This is a genomic window from Paraburkholderia sp. IMGN_8 (assembly GCF_038050405.1).
In the GTDB taxonomy this organism is placed as follows: Bacteria; Pseudomonadota; Gammaproteobacteria; order Burkholderiales; family Burkholderiaceae; genus Paraburkholderia.
Genome location: NZ_CP150900.1, coordinates 1,048,565 through 1,070,177 on the forward strand (window position 1 = coordinate 1,048,565; position 21,613 = coordinate 1,070,177).

Annotated in this window: 20 protein-coding genes; 5 read left to right on the forward strand and 15 right to left on the reverse strand. The window is 64.2% G+C overall.

All coding sequences use genetic code 11. The features are described 5' to 3' along the window. Complete coding sequence (rsgA, locus tag WN982_RS05065) at positions 1 to 951, reverse strand: ribosome small subunit-dependent GTPase A (RefSeq protein ID WP_341314679.1); 951 nt, start codon at positions 949 to 951, stop codon at positions 1 to 3. Beyond that, positions 948 to 2,207: a M48 family metallopeptidase gene (locus WN982_RS05070; protein ID WP_341314680.1), complete on the reverse strand. Its 1,260-nt coding sequence runs from the start codon at positions 2,205 to 2,207 to the stop codon at positions 948 to 950. The genes rsgA and WN982_RS05070 overlap by 4 nt, the downstream gene beginning before the upstream one ends. Positions 2,208 to 2,352: 145 nt before the next feature. Between WN982_RS05070 and orn the strand changes: the two genes are divergently transcribed. After that, a complete protein-coding gene (gene orn, locus WN982_RS05075; RefSeq protein WP_341314681.1) occupies positions 2,353 to 2,976 on the forward strand; it encodes an oligoribonuclease in 624 nt (207 codons plus the stop codon). A gap of 19 nt (positions 2,977 to 2,995) precedes the next feature. Here orn and mog read toward each other — a convergent pair whose 3' ends face one another. Together mog and yjgA are read right to left on the reverse strand one after the other, a co-directional pair. Beyond that, positions 2,996 to 3,637: a molybdopterin adenylyltransferase gene (gene mog, locus WN982_RS05080; protein ID WP_341314682.1), complete on the reverse strand. Its 642-nt coding sequence runs from the start codon at positions 3,635 to 3,637 to the stop codon at positions 2,996 to 2,998. Then, entirely contained in the window at positions 3,618 to 4,229 is a 612-nt protein-coding gene (gene yjgA, locus WN982_RS05085) for a ribosome biogenesis factor YjgA (RefSeq protein WP_341315719.1), read from the reverse strand. The genes mog and yjgA overlap by 20 nt, the downstream gene beginning before the upstream one ends. 222 nt (positions 4,230 to 4,451) lie before the next feature. Here yjgA and pmbA point away from each other — a divergent pair, with 222 nt between their 5' ends. Further along, positions 4,452 to 5,822: a metalloprotease PmbA gene (gene pmbA / locus WN982_RS05090; RefSeq protein ID WP_341314683.1), complete on the forward strand. Its 1,371-nt coding sequence runs from the start codon at positions 4,452 to 4,454 to the stop codon at positions 5,820 to 5,822. A gap of 125 nt (positions 5,823 to 5,947) precedes the next feature. Here pmbA and WN982_RS05095 read toward each other — a convergent pair whose 3' ends face one another. The 9 genes from WN982_RS05095 to WN982_RS05135 all read right to left on the reverse strand — a co-directional run bounded on the left by WN982_RS05095 (position 5,948) and on the right by WN982_RS05135 (position 14,471). Further along, complete coding sequence (locus WN982_RS05095) at positions 5,948 to 6,448, reverse strand: dihydrofolate reductase (protein ID WP_341314684.1); 501 nt, start codon at positions 6,446 to 6,448, stop codon at positions 5,948 to 5,950. A gap of 124 nt (positions 6,449 to 6,572) precedes the next feature. Further along, on the reverse strand, positions 6,573 to 7,919 hold the full coding sequence (locus WN982_RS05100; RefSeq protein ID WP_341315720.1) for a sigma-54 dependent transcriptional regulator: 1,347 nt from the start codon (positions 7,917 to 7,919) through the stop codon (positions 6,573 to 6,575). A gap of 231 nt (positions 7,920 to 8,150) precedes the next feature. Next, positions 8,151 to 9,587 carry a hypothetical protein gene (locus WN982_RS05105; protein ID WP_341314685.1) on the reverse strand — a complete coding sequence of 479 codons (1,437 nt, stop codon included), beginning with the start codon at positions 9,585 to 9,587 and terminating at the stop codon, positions 8,151 to 8,153. 103 nt (positions 9,588 to 9,690) lie between these two features. Beyond that, positions 9,691 to 10,503 carry a peptidase C39 gene (locus tag WN982_RS05110; protein WP_341314686.1) on the reverse strand — a complete coding sequence of 271 codons (813 nt, stop codon included), beginning with the start codon at positions 10,501 to 10,503 and terminating at the stop codon, positions 9,691 to 9,693. 7 nt (positions 10,504 to 10,510) lie between these two features. After that, positions 10,511 to 11,224 (reverse strand): C39 family peptidase, encoded by a 714-nt coding sequence (locus tag WN982_RS05115; protein ID WP_341314687.1) that lies wholly within the window; start codon positions 11,222 to 11,224, stop codon positions 10,511 to 10,513. 70 nt (positions 11,225 to 11,294) lie between these two features. Next, entirely contained in the window at positions 11,295 to 12,698 is a 1,404-nt protein-coding gene (locus WN982_RS05120) for a hypothetical protein (protein ID WP_341314688.1), read from the reverse strand. 27 nt (positions 12,699 to 12,725) lie between these two features. Beyond that, positions 12,726 to 13,352 (reverse strand): hypothetical protein, encoded by a 627-nt coding sequence (locus WN982_RS05125; protein ID WP_341314689.1) that lies wholly within the window; start codon positions 13,350 to 13,352, stop codon positions 12,726 to 12,728. After that, positions 13,349 to 13,876, reverse strand: coding sequence for a hypothetical protein (locus tag WN982_RS05130; protein ID WP_341314690.1), 528 nt, complete (start codon positions 13,874 to 13,876; stop codon positions 13,349 to 13,351). The genes WN982_RS05125 and WN982_RS05130 overlap by 4 nt, the downstream gene beginning before the upstream one ends. A 73-nt stretch (positions 13,877 to 13,949) precedes the next feature. Continuing rightward, positions 13,950 to 14,471 (reverse strand): hypothetical protein, encoded by a 522-nt coding sequence (locus WN982_RS05135; RefSeq protein WP_341314691.1) that lies wholly within the window; start codon positions 14,469 to 14,471, stop codon positions 13,950 to 13,952. 535 nt (positions 14,472 to 15,006) lie between these two features. Here WN982_RS05135 and WN982_RS05140 point away from each other — a divergent pair. Further along, positions 15,007 to 16,401 (forward strand): sigma-54 dependent transcriptional regulator, encoded by a 1,395-nt coding sequence (locus WN982_RS05140; RefSeq protein ID WP_341314692.1) that lies wholly within the window; start codon positions 15,007 to 15,009, stop codon positions 16,399 to 16,401. A 150-nt stretch (positions 16,402 to 16,551) separates the two neighbouring features. Next, entirely contained in the window at positions 16,552 to 17,523 is a 972-nt protein-coding gene (locus WN982_RS05145) for a thymidylate synthase (protein ID WP_341314693.1), read from the forward strand. Positions 17,524 to 17,614: 91 nt separating this feature from the next. On the opposite strand, the gene WN982_RS05150 is transcribed toward WN982_RS05145, so the two are convergent. Then, positions 17,615 to 20,296 carry a DUF6600 domain-containing protein gene (locus tag WN982_RS05150; protein WP_341314694.1) on the reverse strand — a complete coding sequence of 894 codons (2,682 nt, stop codon included), beginning with the start codon at positions 20,294 to 20,296 and terminating at the stop codon, positions 17,615 to 17,617. Positions 20,297 to 20,478: 182 nt separating this feature from the next. After that, on the reverse strand, positions 20,479 to 21,192 hold the full coding sequence (locus WN982_RS05155; RefSeq protein ID WP_341314695.1) for a helix-turn-helix transcriptional regulator: 714 nt from the start codon (positions 21,190 to 21,192) through the stop codon (positions 20,479 to 20,481). 203 nt (positions 21,193 to 21,395) lie between these two features. On the opposite strand from WN982_RS05155, the gene WN982_RS05160 reads away from it, so the two are divergent. Then, a complete protein-coding gene (locus WN982_RS05160) occupies positions 21,396 to 21,536 on the forward strand; it encodes a hypothetical protein (protein ID WP_341314696.1) in 141 nt (46 codons plus the stop codon). Positions 21,537 to 21,613 lie beyond the last annotated feature (77 nt).

Genomic DNA, 21,613 nt, shown 5'->3' on the forward strand with positions numbered 1-21,613 from the left:
TCAGCGCACGATCTGATTGGCTTCGTGCACGAGTTGCGCGTAAAGCGCATGCCGTTCGCGCCGGATGCGGCCATCGGCGACCGCTTCAAGAATCGCGCAGCCCGGCTCGTGCAAGTGATGGCAGTTGTAGAAGCGGCAGTTCGCCAGCAGCGGACGAAACTCGAGAAACGCGCGTTCGAGCCGGCCTTCGGTCAGGTGATGCAGGCCGAATTCCTGGAAACCCGGCGAGTCGATCAACGCGCCGCCATCGCCGTCTGGACCGTCCGGCAACGGATAGAGCCGCGTGAAGGTCGTGGTATGACGCCCGCTGTTCAACGCGGTCGAAATTTCGCGGGTCGCGACTTCGGCGTCTGGAATCAGTAGATTCACCAGCGTCGATTTGCCCATCCCGGACTGGCCGAGCAGCAGCGTGGAGTGGCCATGCAGATGCTCGATCAAAGCGGCACGGGCGGCGTCAGGCTGCGTCTTGATCGACACTTCGACCACTGTATAGCCCAGCGCGCGATAGCGTTCGAGCCGCGCCCGCGCGCCTTCCAGTTCCGCGACAACATCGATCTTGTTCAGCACGATCAACGGCTTCAGTTCGTTCGCTTCGGCGGCGACTAGGGCGCGGCCGAGCAGGTCTTCGCTGAAATGCGGTTCGGTCGCGAGCACGATCAGCAACTGATCGAGATTCGCGGCGAATAGCTTCGACTTGTACTGATCCGAGCGATACAGCAGATTGCGCCGTTCGCCGATCTCGACGATCACGCCTTGGTCCGCCGAGGTCGGCTCGTAGATCACGCGATCGCCGACTGCCACTTCGCTGCGCTTGCCGCGCGGGAAGCATTGAAGCATCGCGCCGCCGTCTTCGGGGGCGACCAGGTAGTGTCGCCCGTGGGCGGCGACCACCAGGCCGCCTACACGCGTGCTGGACGGCGCGCGCGGCGCTTTCGGGGAGCGGCCGCTCATGCGTGCCGCAGCAGACGGTCGATCCGCTGCGACGCCGGCGGATGCGAATAGTAGAACGCGGTGTAAAGCGGATCCGGCGTCAGGGTGGACGCGTTGTCCTCGTACAGCTTCACGAGCGCGTTGACGAGATCTTGCGCATCGGTTTGCGTCGCGGCGAAGGCGTCGGCTTCGAACTCGTGCTTGCGCGAGCTGAGGCTGCCGAGCGGCGTGACGAAGAACACGAACACCGGCAGGGCGAGGAAGAACAGCACCAGCGCAAGGCCGCTATTGCCGCCGATCAGCGACGGCCGCACGCCCAGCCCTTCGTAGAACCAGACGCTTTCGTTGAGCCAGCCGAGCAGGGCGAGCGTCACGAGGCTGAGCGCAAACGTCACGAGCATCCGCTTGATCACGTGACGGCGCTTGAAGTGCCCGAGTTCGTGCGCGAGCACCGCTTCGATCTCGTTGCCAGACAGGCGCGCCAGCAGCGTATCGAAGAACACGATCCGCTTGGCCGCGCCGAAGCCGGTGAAATACGCGTTGCCGTGCGCCGAACGGCGGCTGCCGTCCATGACGAACAGGCCCTTCGCGGCGAAACCGCAGCGCTGCATCAGCGCTTCGATACGGCTTTTCAGCGCTTCGTCCTTGAGCGGCTCGAACTTGTTGAAAAGCGGCGCGATAAAGGTCGGATACAGCACCAGCACGAGCATCTGGAACGCGACCCACACGATCCACGTCCACAGCCACCACAGGCTGCCGGCCTGGTTCATCAGCCACAGCACGACAAACAGCAGCGGCAGGCCGAACGCGGCGCCGAGCAGCACGCCTTTGATGCGGTCGAGGAAGAAAATGCCCTTGCTCATCCGGTTGAAGCCGAAGCGTTGCTCGATCACGAACTGACGGTAGTAGTCGAACGGCAGGTCGATTACGCTGGTGATCGCGATCACCGAGGCGACCAGCGCGATCTGGCCGGCGTAGCCGCGGCCGAGCCAGTCGGAGATCGCCAGGTCGAGCGCCTGCACGCCGCCAAGCAGCGTCAGGCCGATCAGCACGGCGGCGCTGACGACGATCTCGATCATCGTCAGTCGCGTGCGTTCGACGGTGTAGTCCGCGGCGCGCTGGTGCGCGGTGAGCGCGATGGTGCCGGCAAACTGGCTCGGCACCTGCTCGCGGTGGCCGGCGACGAAGCGGATCTGCCGCGACGCGAGCCACAGTTTGGTGCCGACCATCGCCACGACGGCGACGACGAACAGAACGGTGAAGTACAGGGTAGGCATCCGGGGATTCCGTGGTATCTATGCGAGAATTATATGTTTCTTCCCGCCTGCCGGCGGGGACACTCTCAAACCAATCTCAAACGAACATTCGCCGTGGCGCCAGTGCTTCCAGCAAGCCTGTTGCCCGGCCATCAAGGTTGCTTTCATGACTGACATCCTCGCTTCCACCGAACAGCCGCCGCTCGTGCGCAGCGACATGAACCTCATCTGGCTGGACATGGAAATGACCGGGCTCGAACCCGACACCGACCGCATCATCGAAATCGCGGTGGTGGTGACGAATTCGACGCTCGACAGGATGGTCGAAGGTCCCGTGCTGGCGATTCATCAGGCCGACGAGACGCTCGCCAAAATGGACCAGTGGAACCAGAACACGCATGGCCGCTCGGGCCTGATCGACCGCGTGAAGGCGTCGACCGTCAGCGAGGCCGACGCTACCGAACAGATTCGCGATTTTCTGAGCGTCTATGTACCGCCGGGCAAATCGCCGATGTGCGGCAACTCGATCTGCCAGGACCGCCGTTTCATGGCGCGCTGGATGCCGGACCTCGAGCGCTTCTTCCACTACCGCAATCTCGACGTCAGCACCTTGAAGGAACTGTGCCGCCGCTGGCAGCCGGCCATCTACAAGGGCTTCCAGAAGCGCGCGATGCACACCGCGCTGGCCGACATTCATGAATCGATCGACGAACTGAAGTACTACCGCGAGCACTTCCTGATTCCGTCGGCGCCGGAAGCACCGGCCCCCGAAGCGCCGGCAGTGGAATAAATCGTCTGCGGTTTCGGATTCAATCCTGCCGGGGTGCGCGCTGCGCGTTCTTCGGCCGGAACGCCTTCACCACGTCGGCGTTGGTTTCCACGTACGGGCCGCCGATCAGGTCGATGCAATAGGGCACCGCGGCGAAAATGCCCGGCACTTTCACCGTGCCGCTTTCGCCGTCGCGCAGACCTTCCAGCGTTTCCCTGATCGACTTCGGCTGACCCGGCAAGTTGACGATCAGCGCCGCGTGCTCCGCCGTTTCGCGGATCACCGCCACCTGGCGCGACAGAATCGCCGTCGGCACGAAATTCAGGCTGATCTGCCGCATTTGCTCACCGAAACCCGGCATTTCCTTCGTGGCCACCGCCAAAGTCGCTTCGGGCGTCACGTCGCGGCGCGACGGGCCGGTGCCGCCGGTCGTCAGCACCAGATCGCAGCCCACTTCGTCCACTAGTTCGATCAGCGTCGCGGAAATGGTCGGCGCGTCGTCCTGAATCAGGCGCGTGACGACCTGCCACGGCGAGGTCAGCGCCGCGCCGAGCCACTCCTGCAAGGCCGGAATGCCTTTGTCCTCGTAGACGCCGGTGGATGCGCGGTCGCTGATCGACACGAGGCCGATCAGGATTTCGTCGGGGTGCTGATGCGTCGGCTTATGCGTCGCGGTCGTCATCGTCGTCTTCCAGGCCTTCTTCAGCGTCGGAATCGGTGTCGGCGGACGGGCCGTCCGCATTCTTGATCCACTGGAACAGCTCGCGGAAGTAGCGCGGCGGCTTGCTTTGCTGCGCTTCCTTGCGGGCGTTGCGGATCAGCGTGCGGCCCTGCTGCGGGTCGGCGTTGGGGTGCTGGCGGATGAACTCGGTCAGCGCGGCGTCGTCGGCGAGCAGTTTTTCGCGGGTGCGCTCGATCCAGTGCAGCTTGGCGGTTTCCGCCTTGTTGACGCCGTTGTAAGTGTCGAGCGCGGTGCGCAGCGCGGCGGTTTCCTCGTCGAGGAGCGAGCGCATTACGCGGCCGACGTACTGCACCTGGCGGCGCTTGCCTTCGTGGTCGGTGATGCGGCGTGCTTCGCGCACCGCGTCGTCGAGCTTTTCGGGCATCGGCATGCGCTTGAGCGCGTCTTTCGGCAGCGCGATCAGCGCTGAGCCGAGTTCCTGCAACTCGTGCATTTCGCGCTTGAGCTGGGACTTGCTGGGACGGTCGTAGCCGTTCTCGTCGACTTCGGGCTCGACGGGTTCAATGGGTTGAATGCGGGTTTTGCGTGTCATACCGATATTGTAGCGTGCCGCGCCCGCCGAACCCGAGGTGCTGCCGTGCACAAGGCATCGCACGTTGCGAAGCCGCGGCCATCCGCAGTCCAGCGAATGCCAGGTACGGCGTCGCGTACCTTGCTATGATCGCGGGATGCGTCACTACGTAAATGAGCACGCAGGTGCGCAGCATGTGCGAACACACAGGGCCGCTCGGCCCCGAACAGGACGGCAACGACAATGGCAGCAGACATGGACGTCAAGCAGCGCTTTTTTCCGCACACCCAGGATGAACTGAAGGAAATCGCCTCGGACATCCTTCGTCACGCGAAGTCGCTCGGCGGCACCGACGCCGCGACCGAAATCTCCGAAGGCGACGGCCTGTCCGTCTCCGTGCGGCGCGGCGAAGTCGAGACGATCGAACATAACCGCGACAAGATGGTCGGCGTGACGGTGTTCATCGGCAACAAGCGCGGCAACGCGAGTACTTCGGACTTTTCGTCGCAAGCCTTGAAGGACACGGTCGCGGCGGCGTACAACATCGCGCGCTTTACCGCCGAAGACGACTGCGCGGGTCTCGCCGAAGCCGAGTTGCTCGAAACCGCGCCGCGCGATCTCGATCTGTATCACCCGTGGAACCTTTCTGCCGACGAGGCGGTGGAAATCGCCCGTCGCGCGGAAGATGCCGCATTCGCGACCGATCCGCAGATCAGGAACTCGGAAGGCGCGAGCGTCTCGGCGCAGCACTCGCAGTTCGTGCTGGCCACCTCGCGCGGTTTCCTCGCGGGCTATCCGTATTCGCGCCACTACATCGCGTGCGCACCGATCGCCGGCAGCGCCCGCAACATGCAGCGCGACGACTGGTACACGTCGACCCGCAGCGCGGATGAGCTCGCCGATCCGGAAGCGGTCGGCCGTTACGCGGCGCAACGCGCGCTGGCGCGCATCGGTGCGCGCGGTCTCGACACCCGCAAGGTGCCGGTGCTGTTCGAAGCGCCGCTCGCCGCCGGTATTCTCGGCGCGTTCGTGCAGGCGACCAGTGGCGGCGCGTTGTACCGCAAGACCTCGTTCCTCGTCGACAGCCTCGGCAAGCCGGTGTTCGCGCCGCACGTGCAGGTGGTCGAAGATCCGCACGTCGCGCGTGCGATGGGCAGCGCGCCGTTCGACGAAGAGGGCGTGCGCACCAAACAGCGCCCGGTGGTGAAAGACGGCGTGGTGCAAGGCTATTTCCTGTCCACCTACTCGGCGCGCAAGCTCGGCATGCAGACCACCGGCAACGCAGGCGGTTCGCACAACCTGTCGCTGCGCAGCTCGAACACGCGTCCTGAAGACGACTTCGAGGAAATGCTGAGGAAGCTCGGCACGGGCCTGTTGCTGACCGAGCTGATGGGGCAGGGCGTGAACTACGTGACGGGCGACTATTCGCGCGGCGCGTCGGGCTTCTGGGTCGAGAACGGCAAAATCCAGTATCCGGTCGAGGAAATCACGGTGGCGAGCACATTGCAGGAAATGTTCCGCCATATCGTCGCGATCGGTGCGGATACGATTACGCGCGGCACCAAGCAGACCGGTTCGGTGCTGATCGAACGGATGACGATCGCTGGGCAGTAAGCGCCGGTTTTAGCCGCTGGTTTTAACCGCGGGCTCCACAAACAAAACGCCACGCAAGCCATCGCGTGGCGTTTTCTCATCCGTGTGCGAGTCGTGCTCGATGCGTCAAACGCTGGCCAACAACCTCAAGCGCCCTTGCGCCGATAGGTGACGAACGCGTAATCGAAATCGTTCGGTGCGTGCGCGCGATGCGTTTCGTGCGCAACTTCTTCCCATTCGTTTTCGTCGAGTTCGGGGAAAGTGGCGTCGCCCTCGAAGTCCGCCGAAATCTCGGTGATGATCAGCTTGTCCGCCTGACGCAGACCCTCGGTATATAACTGCGCGCCGCCGATCAGAAACGCTTCCGGCGCCTGATCCTGCGCGGCCAGCTTGAGCGCGTCTTTCAGGGTGGTTGCGGTATCGCAGCCCTGAAAACGCCGCGTGGCATCCCGTGTCACGACGATGTTGCGGCGTCCCGGCAGCGGCCGGCCGATCGATTCATGCGTCTTACGGCCCATGATGATGGGCGCGCCCATCGTGGTGCGCTTGAAGAACGCGAGGTCTTCGGGAAGTCGCCAGGGCAACTGGTTGTCGCGGCCGATCACGCCGTTATTGGCGCGAGCGACGATCAGGGTGAGCGTCGTCATCGAATGGAAAGGGGAACGTAACCGGACTGATTCTACCTGACGCGCAAGCCGGGTCCGCTGCTTCTGCCGGACTGCGAGCAGCAACGCCGCGCCGGGAGGCGGACGAACCCTGACCGGCGCGGCGTCATTCCTGCGTGGGCTCGTCGGGCGCGCTCATCTCGCGCAACCCGTGGTGGCCCATCAAGCGGTACAGCGTGACGCGCGAAATATTCAGATCCACCGCCGCCTCGTTCAGGCGGTGACGATGGCGCAGCAGCGCCGCTTCGATCGCGCGCTTCTCGGCGGCATCGCGCGCTTGCGACAGGCTCATGGTCTGCTGCTCGGTGAAGTGGGCGAGGTCGAGGTCGTTTGCGGAAATCAGCTTGTCCTCCGCCATCACGATCGCGCGGCGCACGCGGTTGATCAGTTCGCGCACATTGCCCGGCCAGTTGTAGTTGTACATCGCTTCGATCGCCGACGGCGCGAAGCCGCGAATCTTGCGCGCACTGTCGACCTTGAACTTGCGCAGAATGTGGTGCGCGAGGATTTCGATGTCTTTGCCGCGCGCGCGCAACGGCGGTTCGTCGACGCGCAACACGCACAGACGGTGGAACAGGTCGGCGCGGAACTGTCCGTCGCGCATCGCGTTTTCCAGATCGACGTGCGTGGCCGAAATGATCCGCACGTCGACCGGAATCGACTCGCGGCCGCCGAGCCGCTCGATCTTGCCTTCCTGCAGGAAGCGCAACAGGCTCGCCTGGCTTTCGAGCGGCAGATCGCCGATTTCGTCGAGCAGCAGCGTGCCGCCGTCCGCCGCTTCGACCCGGCCGATCTTGCGCTGATTGGCGCCCGTGAATGCGCCGCGCTCGTAGCCGAATAGTTCGGACTGCAACAGATGGTGCGGGATCGCGCCGCAATTGATCGCGATGAACGGTGCCTTGCGGCGCGGCGAGCGTTCGTGGATCGCCAGCGCGGTGAGCTCCTTGCCGGTGCCCGACTCGCCGGAGATGAACACGCTCGCATCGGTGTTCGCTACCTTGCGGATGGTGCGAAAGAGCTGCTGCATCGCTTCGCAGGTGCCGACCATTTCGTCGTCGCCTGACTCGGCGACGGGCAGGGTGAGTTCCGGCTCGCACAACGTCACCATGCCGAACGCGTGGCTCACCAGATAGTCGATTGTTGCGTTCGCCACTGGCATCTTCACGTAGTCGAAACAGTAGTGGCGCACGAGCCGCCGCACCTCCGGATCGGTCAGGCGTTCGCTGGTGGCGAGCGCGACCCAGCCGACCTGCTGCTGGCGCAAACTCGCTTCGAGTCCGCCGAGATCGCGTAGCGGAAAGCTCGCCAGATCGGCGATGCCGGCACACGCCACGTCCGGTTTCACGAGCCTGCTGAGCTCGTGCGCCGAACGCGCCACGGCGACGTGCCAGCCACGGCTTTTCAGATGCGCGGTGAGGGTTTCGTCCGGCGTACGTGCGACGTACAGCAGCATGCGTTCCGTTTGTGCACGGGCAGCCGTCGCGCCGGCAATCGCCGTAACCGCAGTAGCCGGCGTAACCGGTGCAACAGCGGCACGGTTCGTCACGGCTTCGACAGGACGGCCCACAGGCATGTCCTTCGGCAGGGCAAGCGTCATATGCGATCCCGCTCCCGCTCCGGCACCCGGCGTCACACTAGTCAGATGAGGTGATTCACGCACGTTCGACCTCGTATCGTTGACACGTCAGAAGGTATAGGGAAACCGCAGGCCGACCACGAAGTTCGGCGCATCGGGCGTCAAGCCGACCGACACCGAGCCGTTGATGGTCAAGTGCTTGTTCACGACGTGGTTCAGGCCAAAATTCAGCGCCGCGGCTGTGGTTTCGCTGCCCGGCACTTTTTCGTATGAGCCGCCCGGTGCACGGGTCTTCGATTCGGGTTCCAGCGCCATCGTGTACGAGATGCTGGCCGAGTCCTTATCGGAGAACGCCAGCGCTACGCCGCCCCCGAACTGCACGATGTCGCCGAGCTTGACTGTCGCCGGCTGGGTTTGCCCCTGCACCGATGAAATGTCCGCAAACGACCGCGCGACGTTGTAGGTGTACGAAAGACTGCCGAACAGCACCACCGGGTCATAGGTTTTCAACAGCGAGACGCCGGCCGTAATGTTCCAGAAGCCGGTGCCGGTGGGCAGCTTGGTGGGCGCAACGAGGTTGGTGTTGTTGCTGTCGAGCTGCACCAGCTTCTCGCCGAACGGCGACGTGCCGGTCGGCGCCTTGACGCGCAGACTGCCCACTACGTCAGGCAGGCTGTTGGTCTCTTTCAGGAACTGGTAGTAGATCCCGAAGTTGACGTCGCCGATATTGCTGCCGTTCAGCGACGCGTCCGACAGCGTATTCGCTGCGCCGCCCGCCCCGCCGACGATAAAGTTGCTATGCCGGTAGATGTACGGCACGTCCACGTCGATACTGATGCGGTCGGTCAGGCCGTAGCGCGTATCGAGATCGGCCATCACCTGGTGCGATTTGGTCTCGCCCAGGTTGATGTTGCCGAGGAAAATCGCGTCGAGCGCGAGGAAGCCCGACAGCTGCAACTGGCGGCGATCGTAGTAAGTGTCGCTGATGCCCCAGTCCATCGTCAGCTTGTGATCGAAGAGCGGCGCATGTTCGCGCTGCACGACCGCTTGCTCGGCTTGCGTGCGCACCGGTTCGGCGGCCTTCTGGGTCTGGCCGATCGCGCCGCTGCCGTCGGTGGCGGCCGGCAAGCCACCCGCGGTATTGCCCTCGGGTACCGGCGGATAGACCGGCACGCCGGTCGCCGTGCCGGTGTTGCCGCCCGTCGCGGGCGTGCCCGGATTGATCTGCGCGAGCGGCGGCAGCGGCATGGGCAGGCCGTCGGCGCCGGGTTGCTCGGCCACGGCTTCGCTGCCCGCGGGCGCACCGTAGCCCGGCGCGCCGCGGCCGCGTTGCGCCATTTCGAGGTTGGTAACCTGTCGTTCGAGTGAGCGAATCTGCCGCTGCTGCTCGTCGACCACACGCATCAGCGTGTTCAGCCGTTCTTCAACCGACTGCCCGGCGAGTGCTTGCGCCCCCGCCCCTTGCGACAGTGCGAATAACATGACGGCGGCCGGAATGGCCGCGAGTGCCATTCGCGGCACCTTTGTCGATCTCATGTTGTTCATTTTGTGTTCCCCCGGTGTTCCGGTAGCGCGCCGCCTGTCTGCTGGCATTGCGCCGCCGTATCAGTACTGCATTTGCTGCAATAGCGGGTGGCGGCCCGCATCGTTATCTCCTGCCGTTTTGCAGGGCTTGTAGTACGCCAAGCTGACGGATCATTGCGGCCGACATTTGCTGCGTCTGCAAATGCAACTGCAACTGGTTGGCGACTTGCTGGTTATTGCCTGCAATCTGGAGCAACTGGGCGATTTGCCCGTTGCTCGTCGTGATGGTCTGGGTGGCGAGCCCTGCGGGTGTTTGCAGCGCGACGCTTACGCCGTTGCTGCCGAAGGAAATGCCGGCTTTGATCGAGCCGGCCGAATTGCCGGCCGCCGCTGACGGTGCGTTGGCGGTGCTTGCCGGCGACACGGCGTTATTGTTGAAATCGATGAGTGCCGAGTTGGCGCCGATGTTTCGATCGCCTGCCACTTGGGTCACTTGCGAGACGCCGTTGACCGATATGCTCTGTCCGCCGCTCGCTTGAGCATTGGGATTGGCCCCCGAGTTGGCTCCTGCATTGCCGAAGCCGCCGTCGGTCACGCGCGCAAGCGTGTTGACGGTGCTGGCTAACTGGCCGGCCGCGTTCTGCACGGCAGTCAGCGTGCCTTGGGCGAGGGCGTTCGCGCCGTTGGGCAGTTGCCATTGCGAAATCACATTCAGAACGAAGCCGGAAATCATGGTGCCGCCGGCATATTTGCCGGTCTGATTGGCGAGGACCTCGTCGTCCACCATCTGCACCTTGATAGCGGCGGAGTCGATATCGCGCGACGCGAGAAATTCGGGCACCGGTGGCAAGCCGGCGCTTTGTGACGCGTAGGCGCTGCTGGTCAGGCCGCACATTATGGTGCAGATCGCCAGGCCTAACTGTGAGAGACGCTTCATGGTTGGGTCAGAACAGGTCTGCCTTGATCAAGCCGTACTCGACAAAGGGCGTCGCCGCGGTGCCGTTGGCAAGCGCGCTTGCGCGCAGCTTGAGAGCGAGCGACTCGTTGTCCTGCAACAGCGGTGAATCCTCCCTGAAGGGTTTGCCGAGGACTGCGAACACAAGGCCGTTCCAGGTCCTGGCGAAGTCCTCACCGAGCACGATGCGATTGCCGAGCGCCGGGTCCGCAATGAACACGCGGCCATCCTGGACATGCTTGACGATCACGAAATGCTCATACCCGTCGATGTTCATCAGAACCATCACGGGGATTTGAAGGTGTTGGAGCGCTTCGGCGTTGACCCGGAAGCCGCGGCCGCGCAAGCCGATGGTCTCGACGAATTTCTTCATGTCGAGCATCGAGAAGCCGTTCTTGACAACGACTTCGGGCGTGGAGAACACCATCATCCGGCGGATCAGTTCGGTTTCCGGAATATCGATGCCGTAGCCGAACTTGAGGAGGGTCGCGAGCGCCGCTGCACCACAGCTGTAGTCGAATTGCTGATTGACGATGTGGTTGTAACGGATGTCCTTCATCGAACGAACCGTCTTGGTCAGCGGAACGCCCGCCAGCGTGGACGTGTCGATGCTCGCCTGCGCGTAGCCATTGCCCGCGCCTAGAGCACACCCTGCCAGCGCCACGGCGAACCGTAGCGCCGGGAACCCCTTGAACCCGGACATGCTGGTCTCCTGCTTTTATTGGCGCCGGCGGCCGCAAGGCCGCCGGCGCTACCCTCCCCGATACGCCTGCTTATCTGCTCACGTTCAACGCCGCGATCGCCAAGCCGTTGTGCTGCAGGTTGCCCGCGCCGCCGGCGATGTTCACGCCGATGTTGCCGCTCGAGTATTGCAGCGTGTTGTTGCCCAGCATCGCGGTGCCTTCGAACGAGCCGTTAAAGCTCAGGTTAGCCATCTGGCTGCTCTGGTCGGTCGCAACCATCGCGACATCCGACGAGTGATACGCCTCGACGGTTGTCGTGGAAGCGGCAAGGCTGTTGTTCTGTGCATTGCCGATGCCGGCTGCCACGTTCACGCCGATGTTGCCTGACGCGCCTTGCAACGAATTGTCGCCAATCGATGCGTTGACCATGAAGTTGTTGATCTTGGCAGTACCGGCCGACGTCTGGGAGTTGAAGACTTGCGCATTGCCGAACACGTTGCCCACATCGACCGATGCGAGCGATGCGTCGTTGCTTTGCGCGTTGTCGACCCCTTCCGCGATGTTGATACCGACGTTGCCCGATACGCCGTTACCGACACCGGTGCCCGTGGTCGCCGTCAGGTGGCCGGCTTTTTGCGTGTTGATGTGTTCCGTGACCCTGCCGGTCACATCCACGTCGGTTTTGTTCAGATAGGCGTCGACGCCCCATGCGGCGGAAACGCTGTCGGTCTCGGTCGACGAATGGTTGCTATAGCCGCCTTCCTGTTCGGCAAAGGCGTGGTAGCCCGAACCCTGGTCGGCATGGAAGTTCCAGGCCGCGCCCTGACCCGAGCCGGACGCCGCTTCGAATTCGCCGGACAGGTTTTTCGAGTTGCTGTAGCTGGACGCGTGGTAGCCGGCAGAGTAGCCGCCTTGTGCGTGGAACGAGCCTTGCCCGTGACTCGGATCGTTGTCGACGGAATAGTTGTAGCTGCCGCCGATCTGGCCGCCGGCCGAGATATGGCCGCCCTGGTTCTGGCTGCTGTGGCTGAAGCTGCCTTCGATTGCCGCGCTCTTCTGGCTGTACTCATAGCCGCCGCCCGAAATCGAGCTGCTTTGATGGCCATACGCGTAGCCGGACGTTTCGCCGAATCCTTCGGAGAACGACGAGGACGACGAACTCGAGCGCGTGGCCGTCGCGAACGCAGTGCCGCCGCCCTTGACCGAATCGTAGCTATTGTTGATGGTGGTCGTGATGTGGCCCGACGTGTAGGTCTGTGCGTTCGGGTTGAGCGTCGCGTTCGTCATCACGTTTTGCGTGTTGTTGACGACGGCGCCGGCCGTGCCCGAGACCTGCACGCAGCCAAACAGCGTGACAAAGCCTTCGATGCCGACTTCTTCTCCGACCAGCGTGGCGTTGAAGATGAACGGGTTGTACGAGACATCGAACCCCTGTGCGAATACGCTGCCCGATGCTGCTGCGAGTACGGCTGCGGCGATAAGAGTGCGCTTCATGATTTCGCTCCGATACTTTAAGTGTGGTCAGTTAAAAAGAGTGCCCGCCGGGGGACGGAGCACAAAACTGTTTGCCGTGGCGTTACCGGCGCCGGCTGTCTGGTTGATCTGTACGATCCCATTGACGTTCCTGAAGGCATCGCTGGAGATGTTTGCCTCGCGTACGCTATGAACCGCGATGGATTGACCCGGACCTCCGTTTTTCGGGGCCGTCGCGGATAGCTCTCCATCCGAGACGATCTCGACTCCGAGCGCCGCGGTACCCAGCTGGGCGCTGTTGCGCTGCAGATTTCCTGCTCCGGCGGACTGGTTCACCAGCACCGCACCGGATGAATTCGAAAATGCATTGGCCTCGATCGACGCACGCGCGTTCGTGACCCTTGCCGCCACCGAGGCGCTTTGCACGCTGGCGTTGTCGTTGGCGACCGCGTTGCCGGTCGAGATCGTGATCTGATTGAGCTGCGCGTTATTGACACCGGCGGTTTCATTGACCGTGAGCGCGCCGGTGACGCCGGCTGCCGCACCGTTGCCGATCGTCGAGTCGGCGCCGATCCTGGGCACCGATTGCGCGTGGGCCGCGCCGGCTACGAGCGCCGCACCGCTCAGGCAGGCGAGCAGGGCCGCGCGCAGCCGCAGAGATTGGGCCGGATTCATTTCAGACCCCCGAGCGTGCCGCTCAGAGCGTTCGACAGCGGTGCCAACGCGCCCGTCACCGATGTGGTGATGGTGCCGCCGATGCCCGGAGCCGGCATGCCGATGGTGCCGGCGTTCAGCGCGACGTTGTTGCCGGTCGCCTTGCCGCTCAAAATCTGTGCGACTGCCTGCATGCCGCTGCTGCCGAGCACGCCGCCGTCGGCGACGCCGCTCGAGCCATGCGCATTCGTCAGATCTGTATCGCCGACTACCTGGGCCATGGCCGGATTGAATGAGGTGGCCGGGAAGGTGGTGGCTTGCACCGCGACCGGATCCTGGCTCTTCGGCACCGGCACGAAAGCGTCGCGCGGGGTGATCGTGCGCTCGACGATGATGTCGCCCGGGTTGGTGACCTGTTGCGCGGCGGCATCGACGCTGAAACCGGCGGTGAGCAGGACGACGACGGCTGCCAATGTGGCCGGCAGCAGGGCAGGTAGCGCCGCCACCGGGCTGCATGCGCGCGACGTCTGGGTTGGGGGGATCATGTCCGTCCTTGCTTTGTCGAATGAGCGGTCGGGAACGCGCCGGCCGCTGAATTGCGTTGCTGGTTTTGTCCGGCTACTTTCTTTGGTAACTGGCGACGTTGCCTTGCGCAGCACGCGCGGCGTCGATCGGAATCGGCAGCGGCGAGGGTGGGGCGATCTCGTCCCAGAGCGTCACGCTGTTGCCGCCGCTGTTGCCGTTGCCGCCCATCAGCTGCGGCGTCGCCGCCACCATCACCATGCCGACCGCGCCGCCGCGTTGCCGCGACAGCACCTGGTCGTCGAGCGAAATATCGTTCACGGATGTAGCATCGGCCGGAACATTCAGTACCTCGCCGGCAAGCTGACGGCTTTCAAGCACCGTAGCGGCGATGGCAGCCGTTGCGTCCGGCGAGCCCGCCGCTGCGGGCATCGTGCTCGCGAGGGTGACGGGGCCGGCATCGGCGGTATCGGGCGTATTGACGGATTGAGCTAGTACGGATTCCTGGGCATTGACGCCTGCGGGCAGTGCAATAAGCGCCCCAGCGGTGCAAAGCGCTGCGCAAAGTGCGGCGCAAGGCGCAATTCGGCTCATCTCGATGCGGAAAGCGAGGCGCATGATGTGTCTCCTTGGTGCATGGCATTTAGCGAAACGTGTGCCATGGGTCGCAATCCATTGATGCGTCAGGATGCGACCCGCAAACCGTGGAGTAACAATTGAGAAATCGAACCAAAACGTTTCAGTGCTGAAACGGCAGGCAGAAAATACCTGTGATTCGTAAATCGCATAGGTACGTACTACCTCGGGGTGAACGCCAGGAAAAGCGCTTCCACAGGCTTTTATTCGTAAGCTTAATACCTGTGTATTACCCGCTCAGCCTTGTGGGGTAAGGAGTCCCCGATTAAATTCGCATAATTGTTTTCCAGGCGGCGCGCGTATAGTAAGCTCTCGAAAAAGAGCTATACATTTAAAAAAGCCCGCTAACGGGCCGTCTCAAACACACACGCCGCTTTCTTGGGGATCAGCTGTCCGCACGGAATGGAATGGCCGTTCGGTTTTTGCGATTCGCGAATCCCGGATGAGTCAGCGTGTCTGAACCTGGGTTCAGGTGCGTGCGTCATCCTTAACGTTCGTTGACGAGAGGATCTGAATAATGGAACCCGCAACGCGGCAACTAATTTACGTTTCACGCGATCCGAGCGCGGAACTGAATACTTGCTTTCATCAGCGCGGCTGGCATGTCGAAGTCGTTGGGTCCGCACGCGATGTGCGCCGCGCCGTTCGCGCCGGAATGGCAGCGGGCGGACTGCTCGATCTGTCCAGCCATTTTCAGTCACACGAAATCGCCGCATTCGAGTCTTGCCTGACCATGCCGAACGTCGGCTGGGTCGCGGCCACCATGCCGGGACAACTGCAGGACGCCGCCTTGCGCCGGCTTGTGCGCGACTATTGTTTCGACTATGTAACGGTGCCGTATTCGGGCGACAGAATCGTCGATTCGGTCGGTCACGCGTACGGCATGATCTCGCTGGGCGAACCGGCTTCGAACGACGGGTCGCAAGGCGCCGAAGGCGAAATGGTCGGCTCGTGCGATGCAATGCTCGCGCTGTTCCGCTCAATCCGCAAAGTGGCGATGACCGACGCGCCGGTGTTTATCTCGGGCGAATCGGGCACTGGCAAGGAATTGACCGCGGTAGCGATCCACGAACGCTCGGCGCGCCGCAGCGCGCCTTTCGTGCCGATCAATTGCGGCGCGATTCCGCCGCATCTATTGCAATCCGAACTGTTCGGCTATGAGCGCGGCGCGTTTACCGGCGCCAATCAGCGCAAGATCGGCCGCGTGGAAGCGGCCAACGGTGGCACGCTGTTTCTCGACGAAATCGGCGACTTGCCGCTCGAAAGCCAGGCGAGCCTGTTGCGTTTCTTGCAGGAACGCAAGGTGGAGCGGCTAGGCGGCCATGGTTCGATCGACGTCGACGTGCGCATCATTTCGGCCACTCACGTGGATATGACCGCCGCGATGATCGAAGGGCGGTTCCGTTCCGACCTGTATCACCGCCTGTGCGTGCTGCAAATCGATGAGCCGCCGCTGCGCGCACGTGGCAAGGATATCGAATTGCTTGCGCGGCACATGCTGGAACGTTTCAAGAAAGATGCAAGCCGCCGTTTGCGCGGCTTCGCGCCCGATGCGATCGCGGCGCTGCATAACTACGGCTGGCCGGGCAATGTGCGCGAATTGATCAACCGGGTGCGGCGCGCGATCGTGATGTCGGAAGGGCGCGCGATCACGGCACGCGATCTGGAACTGGCAGAGTATGTCGAGATCGTGCCCGTATCGCTCGCGCAGGCGCGCGAAGCGGCCGAGCGTCAGGCGATCGAGTTGGCGCTGCTGCGTCATCGCGGGCGTCTGGGCGATGCCGCGCAGGAACTGGGCATCTCGCGCGTGACCTTGTACCGCCTGCTCTGCGCACACGGCATGCGCCATATGGAAGGCGAGCCGCTGGTCACGCCGCACGGCGAATTGCCGGCTTCGGTGCCGCATCTCTGACAGGGCCGCGCAAGTCCCGCTCGCCGGGCTTTGCCACCGGCATTTCCGCTTTCCGCAAGCCGCGACCGGGCGCGGCCCGGCTACGCTTGTTAAAATCGGGTTTTCCGCTCATCTCCGCGGCGCGCTTACGCGCCGGCTGAAGGAACCCGCATGAAACAATACCTCGACCTCGTCCGCACGATTCTCGACACCGGCACGTGGCAGGAGAACCGCACCGGCATCCGCACCATCAGCATGCCGGGCGCGATGTTGCGCTTCGACCTCCAGCAGGGCTTCCCCGCGGTCACGACCAAGAAGCTGGCGTTCAAGTCGGCGGTGGGCGAGCTGGTCGGATTTCTGCGCGCGTCGCGCAGCGCGGCGGATTTTCGCGATCTCGGCTGCAAGGTGTGGGACGCCAATGCCAACCAGAATCCGCAATGGCTCGCGAATCCGTATCGCGAAGGCCCGGACGACCTCGGCGACGTGTACGGCGTGCAGTGGCGCCAATGGCCCGCCTACAAGGTACTGGACGCCACCGCGAGCGCGCAGCTGGCCGACGCCACCGCGCGCGGCTTTCAGGTGGTCACCGAATTCGACGAAAACGGCAGCCGCAAAGTGCTGCTGTACAAAGCGATCGACCAGTTGCGCCAGTGTCTCGACACGATCATGCAGAATCCCGCCGACCGGCGCATCCTGTTTCATGCGTGGAACCCCGCTGTGCTGGACCAGATCGCGTTGCCGGCTTGCCATCTGCTTTATCAGTTCCTGCCGAACGTGGCGCGCCGTGAAATTTCGCTGTGTCTGTACATTCGCAGCAACGATGTCGGGCTCGGCACGCCGTTCAATCTGACCGAAGGCGCCGCTTTGCTGCATCTGGTTGGCCGGTTGACGGGCTATACGCCGCGCTGGTTTACCTACTTCATCGGCGATGCGCACATCTACGAGAATCAGCTCGATATGTTGCAGCAACAGCTCACGCGCGAGCCGTACGAGAGCCCGGCCTTCGCGATCGCGGACCGGGTGCCGGACTACGCGCAAACCGGCGTGTACGCGCCGGAATGGCTCGAGAAGATCGAGCCGTCGGATTTCTCGCTGGTCGGTTACCGCCATCACGAGCCGCTGACGGCGCCGATGGCGATCTAAGCGTCTGCCGCCTGTCGCAAAGAAAAACCCCCGCGATGTGAATCGCGGGGGTTTTTTCTTGCTGCCGTCAAACGATGAGGTTCGACCGCGCTTAGCCCTTGTGATGCTCGTCACGGTTGCCGCCACCCGAATGCTGCTGCACCTGCTGCGGCGCCGGTTGCGGGTGCGGTTGCTGCTGCACCTGCTGCGGACGCGGCTGCGGCTGTGGCGCCGGCTGCGGATGGAATTCCGGACGCGGTTGCTGCTGCACCTGTTGCACCGGCTGCGGACGCGGTTGCTGCACCGGTTGAGGGCGCGGCTGCGGCGCCGGTTGCGGATGGAACTCCTGACGCGGTTGGGGCTGCTGCACCTGTTGTACCGGTTGCGGACGGAACTCCTGTTGCCGCGGCGCTTGCGGCTGGGCGTGGACTTCCGGCGGGCGCGGTGCCTGCGGCTGCGGCTGACGCTGTACCTGCTGCGGTTGCGGTTGCGACTGTGGACGGACTTCCGGCTGGCGCGCTTGCTGTGCAACTGCAGGGTTGTCCGCTGGGCGCGGCTGGCCGTGCTGTTGCTGGGTCGTCATGGCAGGGTTCTCCGGCGGACGCGGCGCGCCACGCTGTTGCATCCCCGCGTTAGCTTGCGCGCCGGGTTGCGGCGCGAAACCCGGCTGTCCTGCCTGCTGCTGCGGGCCGCCATGCTGCTGCGCCTGCTGAGCCATCGGCGTGTGCGGCTGCGTCCATGCCGGCTCGTGACGCACGTTCGGCACGTTCGCGCCGGGCTGCTGGGCGGCTGGCAGGTTCGCTTGACCCGGCATCCCGTGTTGCTGCTGCTGCTGCTGCGCAAAGCCGTTCGGATTGCCGCCGCCCGCTTGCGGCGGACGCGGCACGCCGTTGGACGGATGAATGGCCTGGCCGGGTTGTGGCCGCTCATTAGCCATTTGCGGCGGCATGCCAGGCCGCGCTTGCGCTTCGCCGCCATGCTGCGGCTGACCGTTGAACGGCGCCTCACCCGGCCGCTGTCCAGCCTGTTGCATTGCGTTAGGCGCGCCCGGCGTACCAGGTGTACCGGGCACACCCGGCGCACCCGGCGCCGCGCCCGGCGTCCGGCCGGCGATATGCGACTGCACGACCCGCACGTTCTGCACCGGCATCACGCCCGGACCGCCCGCGAAGTGCGCCGGCACGGAAGTCCGCACGATCGGCTCACCCGCGCCCGGCACCCGTCCGCCGCTCTGCGCAAAACGTTGCGCGAGGTTATCGTGGTACGCCGCCGGTATCGCCGGATTGCGCGTCGCCACTACCGCGCGCGACGCCACTTCAGCAGGCGGCCGGTAGTTCGCATTACGCAGCCCCGGCCCGAAGCTTTGCCGCACCGGCGCGATCCCCGGGGCCCCCGGATTGATCTGCGCGTTGCGCCATTGCTGCGGATCGACCTTCTGCGCAAAGCGCGCAACCGGCTGACCGTGCACGAAAGCGGTCGCCGGCACCGCGGTCACGGCACCCGGCGCGCGATAGTTGATGTACGTGTTGTGAATGTTGTTCACATTCACGTTCGTCACGTTGACGTTGTGGTTGTAGTTGTTGACGATCGTCGTCTGATTGACGCGATCGTAGTAACGCGGGCTCCAGTGATCGTGATCGCCCCAGTGCGGATGCCACGGCTCGCCTGGGCCGAGCGGGAACCATGCGCAGCCGGCCGCAACCGCGCCGCCGATCGCGAGGCTCACGCCCCAGTTGACTCCGTCGCCACGGCCGCCCACGAAGGCGACCAACGCCGGCGCGTACACGGGCGGTTCGCTGACCACGATCGGGCCCGGCACCCATGCCCACTCGTCGTCTTCATAGGCCCAGCGGCCATAGTGGTAGGGCGCGAAGCCCCACGGTGCGTCGTCGACCCAGGTCCAGCCCCACGGCGCCTGCCATACCCAGTGACCGTCGTGATACGGCGCCCAGCCGGCGGGCGTTGCACGCGGCACCCACACCTCGCCGTATTGCGGACTGCTGCGCCACGTGCCGTTGGCATCGAGATCCTGGTAGCCCGGGATCTCGCGCGACACGTAGCGCGCCGACACCGAGCGGTCTTCCGCGGCGTTGCGGCTCGCGGCCCATTGATCGAAGCCGTCGAGTCCGGGCGCGCCGTTGTCGGCGACCTGTTGCAGGTTGGTGCCGGCAAAGCTGATTTGCTGGCCGGCGGCGATCGGCACCTGGCCGCTGTCGCCGTACACGGTTGCGTTGCCGCTGCGTACGGTGACGGTGGTGGTGCTGCCGTCCGGCGCGACGTCGACGCGATAGTCGCCGGGGCCGTTCAGGCCGAGCGCCAGATTCGGTGTGTCGATTTCATACGACGAGCCCGGTGCGAGTTCGCGCACCCGGGCCGACAACGTACCCTGCGCGACTTTCAGTTGCGCGCTGTTGTCGTCGAGATTCAGCAGGTTGAGGCTCGTGGACTGGCCGAGGCGTACCGCGGTCGAGCCGATGTGCAATTCGGAGCGCGCGTTCTGGTCGTTCCACAACTGGTCGCCGGTCGTGAGCGGGCGATTGATCTGCGCATACGACCAGTCGGTCGCGCCGGCCGGTTCGGTGGTTACGGTGCCGGCCGTGTAGTTCAGCCGCGCGACGCGTCCGGGCGGATCGGTGTTCTGGCTGGCAGCCACCTGTGCCGCGGCACCCGGCGGCGCCTGCTGGATTTCCTGCGCGAGCGTGGCTTGCGCCGCGAACATGAAGGCGGCGGCAGCGATCAGCGTGTAGCCGGTGACGCGCGGCGTGGAATGGGGGTGTGCGGTGACTGTTCTCATGAGTTATCTCCAGCGGACGCCGCATTTTGCTGCATCCGTGAATTAACTCTACCCGTCCGGTTTGTTTCAAGGCCCCCAGTTTTGTAAGGCCACCTCACCAGCGTGTAACAAAAGGTCTCAATGCCTTTATTTGTAAGGCAACTGAGGCATTTCTGTAATTGAAACGAGCTCGATATGCTGCTTTAGGCGGCCAAAAACGCATCGAAATGCCGATGACCGGCTGGTGTGATGCGCAAAATGCGCGGCCGCTCCGTACGCTCGACCCAGCCGTGGGCCGACCACGAGTCGAGCAGCGCCGCGCCGAGTGCACCGCCCAGATGCGGACGCCGCTCGCTCCAGTCGGGGCAGGTGCAGGCAAAGCGGCGCCGACGGGTCCGTTGGGCGCCTATGTCGATACCCCATTCGGCGAAGCGGGCGGCGCCCTCGGCGGTCGCCTCGAGCGACGTGCCGTGCAGCGTCAACAAGCCACGCTCGACCAGCCGTTCGAACACGCGCACCGACAATTCGCCCGCCATATGGTCGTAGCAGGTGCGCGCATAGCGCATGTCGACCGGCACGGTCCGAATCGGGCGCGGCACGGGCCGCTGCTGCGCGCTGACTTGCGCGACATTGGCGAGCGCTTCGATCGACGCCGCGATATCCGGCGACGCGATCCGGAAATAGCGATGCCGGCCGCGCACTTCGAGCGCGAGCAGGCCGCCGTCGGTCAAGCGCGCAAGATGGGCGCTGGCCGCCGACGGCGACAGTCCGGCGATCATCGTCAGCTCGCCGGCCGGGCGGGCGCTGCCGTCCATCAGCGCCCATAGCATCGCGGCGCGGCCCGGGTCGCCGAGCAACGCGCCGATCCGGCTCAAGCCCGGAAAGTGATTCTGTTCATCTGCGAGGGGGGCGGGCATCGGGTGTCTCCGGTGGGCGGCGCGGGCACGGCGCCATGTAGTCCACTGTATCTGTCTGCGGTATTCGATGTTTCAGCTTAGCGTGAATGATGGAATGCAGCAGCTACGAAAAGACGGTGGGCGCGGGCAGCCAGGGCGGCCTGCTGAGCGGCGCCGGGCCGCCAGGCTAGAATCGAAGCCTGTCTTTGCAGGAACACGCTGTCATGAAACTTCTTCTTGCTTTCGTTGCCGCGGCCTTGCTGCTCAGTGCGTGCGCGCAGGGCGGTTCGGGTTCGCCGGGTGCGGGTTCGGGCAGCATCACCATGTACGGCACCATCGACGAAGGCGTCACCTTCCATAAGTAAGCGCTACGGCCGCGATCGCGGTTTGCGGTTTGCGGCGGGTCATGGGGATGGCTGGCTGGAATTGATGCATCATTGTC

What these genes read in the sequence shown, in the direction of transcription:
- WN982_RS05125 (WP_341314689.1), bottom strand. Translation starts at nt 13,352, where the DNA reads ATGAATCCGGCCCAATCTCTGCGGCTGCGCGCGGCCCTGCTCGCCTGC.
- WN982_RS05150 (WP_341314694.1), bottom strand. Translation starts at nt 20,296, where the DNA reads ATGAGAACAGTCACCGCACACCCCCATTCCACGCCGCGCGTCACCGGC.
- WN982_RS05110 (WP_341314686.1), bottom strand. Translation starts at nt 10,503, where the DNA reads ATGAAGCGTCTCTCACAGTTAGGCCTGGCGATCTGCACCATAATGTGC.
- WN982_RS05105 (WP_341314685.1), bottom strand. Translation starts at nt 9,587, where the DNA reads ATGAACAACATGAGATCGACAAAGGTGCCGCGAATGGCACTCGCGGCC.
- orn (WP_341314681.1), top strand. Translation starts at nt 2,353, where the DNA reads ATGACTGACATCCTCGCTTCCACCGAACAGCCGCCGCTCGTGCGCAGC.
- pmbA (WP_341314683.1), top strand. Translation starts at nt 4,452, where the DNA reads ATGGCAGCAGACATGGACGTCAAGCAGCGCTTTTTTCCGCACACCCAG.
- WN982_RS05145 (WP_341314693.1), top strand. Translation starts at nt 16,552, where the DNA reads ATGAAACAATACCTCGACCTCGTCCGCACGATTCTCGACACCGGCACG.
- mog (WP_341314682.1), bottom strand. Translation starts at nt 3,637, where the DNA reads ATGACGACCGCGACGCATAAGCCGACGCATCAGCACCCCGACGAAATC.
- yjgA (WP_341315719.1), bottom strand. Translation starts at nt 4,229, where the DNA reads ATGACACGCAAAACCCGCATTCAACCCATTGAACCCGTCGAGCCCGAA.
- WN982_RS05095 (WP_341314684.1), bottom strand. Translation starts at nt 6,448, where the DNA reads ATGACGACGCTCACCCTGATCGTCGCTCGCGCCAATAACGGCGTGATC.
- WN982_RS05120 (WP_341314688.1), bottom strand. Translation starts at nt 12,698, where the DNA reads ATGAAGCGCACTCTTATCGCCGCAGCCGTACTCGCAGCAGCATCGGGC.
- rsgA (WP_341314679.1), bottom strand. Translation starts at nt 951, where the DNA reads ATGAGCGGCCGCTCCCCGAAAGCGCCGCGCGCGCCGTCCAGCACGCGT.
- WN982_RS05100 (WP_341315720.1), bottom strand. Translation starts at nt 7,919, where the DNA reads ATGCTGCTGTACGTCGCACGTACGCCGGACGAAACCCTCACCGCGCAT.
- WN982_RS05135 (WP_341314691.1), bottom strand. Translation starts at nt 14,471, where the DNA reads ATGCGCCTCGCTTTCCGCATCGAGATGAGCCGAATTGCGCCTTGCGCC.
- WN982_RS05155 (WP_341314695.1), bottom strand. Translation starts at nt 21,192, where the DNA reads ATGCCCGCCCCCCTCGCAGATGAACAGAATCACTTTCCGGGCTTGAGC.
- WN982_RS05070 (WP_341314680.1), bottom strand. Translation starts at nt 2,207, where the DNA reads ATGCCTACCCTGTACTTCACCGTTCTGTTCGTCGTCGCCGTCGTGGCG.
- WN982_RS05140 (WP_341314692.1), top strand. Translation starts at nt 15,007, where the DNA reads ATGGAACCCGCAACGCGGCAACTAATTTACGTTTCACGCGATCCGAGC.
- WN982_RS05130 (WP_341314690.1), bottom strand. Translation starts at nt 13,876, where the DNA reads ATGATCCCCCCAACCCAGACGTCGCGCGCATGCAGCCCGGTGGCGGCG.
- WN982_RS05160 (WP_341314696.1), top strand. Translation starts at nt 21,396, where the DNA reads ATGAAACTTCTTCTTGCTTTCGTTGCCGCGGCCTTGCTGCTCAGTGCG.
- WN982_RS05115 (WP_341314687.1), bottom strand. Translation starts at nt 11,224, where the DNA reads ATGTCCGGGTTCAAGGGGTTCCCGGCGCTACGGTTCGCCGTGGCGCTG.